The organism is Hoylesella timonensis S9-PR14, from assembly GCF_000762405.1.
Taxonomy (GTDB): domain Bacteria; phylum Bacteroidota; class Bacteroidia; order Bacteroidales; family Bacteroidaceae; genus Prevotella; species Prevotella timonensis_A.
Genome location: NZ_JRPQ01000269.1, coordinates 1 through 1,596, shown reverse-complemented (window position 1 = coordinate 1,596; position 1,596 = coordinate 1). Strand labels below are relative to the sequence as shown.

The window sequence follows — 1,596 nt, the reverse complement described above, 5'->3', positions numbered from 1 at the left end:
TCTGCTGTTTCTTGATAGGTGAAATCTCCATCTTTACCTTTTTCTTTTTCGTAAGTTTCCCACGTTGGAATCTCACGGGTAAATGGGGCGGTAGATACCTGAACTTTCATATCTTCATTTTTTTGAGGTTTTTCATCGGAGGAAATGTTTTCTTCCTTCGTTTCCAAAACGGGACGTTCACGTCCTGAATATATTGCTTGTGGTATAATCCGTGTCTGTGCTTCTGCAGAGAATACGAACTGTTCACCATAGACTGACACTACATTGGCATTATATGCCATAATAATCTGTTCCGCCTGCCTTATGCGCTTTGCAATTTGCCTTGTACGATCATCATCAACAGAAGCCGGATATTGACCGTTTATGCGACTGTACTTCTTCTGTAAGTCATATAAGGTCTTGCCTCTTTCTTTTGTTTGGGCAAGCTCTCCATCAATTCCTTCCAAATTGCCAGCTTTCAGAGGCTTTTGATTCAATGCTATACGCTGTTCGTCAATCTTGTCAATAATCATATCAGAAGCCTTGCCTACGTCTGTCATAATGGTAGAAATGGTTTCAGGTTTGCCCTTTAGCCTATTTAACCACCCACTTAGATAGTTGGCGTTGTTCTCCAGAATCTTTCTATCAAAGCCCATCGTACTGCCAACAAGGGCAGAGGTCATTTCTGCGATCAATTCCTCATGAGCGTANTTGTCCGTNCCATGCTGACCGAAACTTCTGNCAAGACGATCCTCGTGTCCCGTTGAATGAGCCATTTCGTGCAGGGCGGTGGAATAATATTCCATGCCGTCACGATAGACTTCCTCGGGTGTCTGCCCAAGTTTGAACTGTGATTTCATCGGAAGAACGATGGTGTCCGTTGACGGGCGATAAAAGGCTTGCTCGGAGGGTTTGTCATATTGTATTTTGGCATACCACGCCTTCNTCTCAAACATACGGTCAAGAGCTTCGTTTACATACATTCCATCTGTGTCCTTCACTTCTTGTNCNGGAACTTTGAAGCGTGCCACAATGGCATCGTACTTNTTCTTGTTGACTTCTTCAAGGTTGGTCTGGTCNATATTGAAAACGCTGAAAACTCTTGGAAANGGACGCACGACCAGCTTGGAACGTTCTTCCTTTGACATCGTATTATAGACTTCTTCAGAGATTTTATTCCCNTCCTCGTCTTTGATGGATAGTCCCCACTTGAAGACCGGAACGGACTTTTCACCAGGTTTGACTTGGAGATTCTGATCCTTGGCTTGAAGGAATGTCATATAGACAGGTGTCTTNTACCCTTGCTCTGCGGTGTTGAACATGAGAAAGAATGAATTTCCACCAGAATACGTCCGTCCGCTGATGTTTTGCGGCAAACCTTGCACAGAACCATTGACACCCATCCAGCCTTTCTTCCAATTGTTGGCTTTGGCTGTCTCGATAATTTTAACCATCATGTCCGCAAATTTCTTCAGAATTTCATCGGACTTATTTTTTCTCTTTCCAGAATAATTGGGTTTTTTGANATCTCTTTCGGTCATTTTCGTAAATTTTGATAGTTACAAAATAAATGACTTAACAGCAAATAAGCATCCTCAAAAAAATAAAAGTCTTATA

General features: G+C 42.4%; 1 protein-coding gene. It reads right to left on the bottom strand.

The features are described from left to right. A partial coding sequence (locus tag HMPREF9304_RS12610; RefSeq protein WP_445236349.1) for an ArdC family protein occupies positions 1 to 1,433 on the bottom strand: 1,433 nt, incomplete at its 3' end. Positions 1,434 to 1,596: the final 163 nt, after the last annotated feature.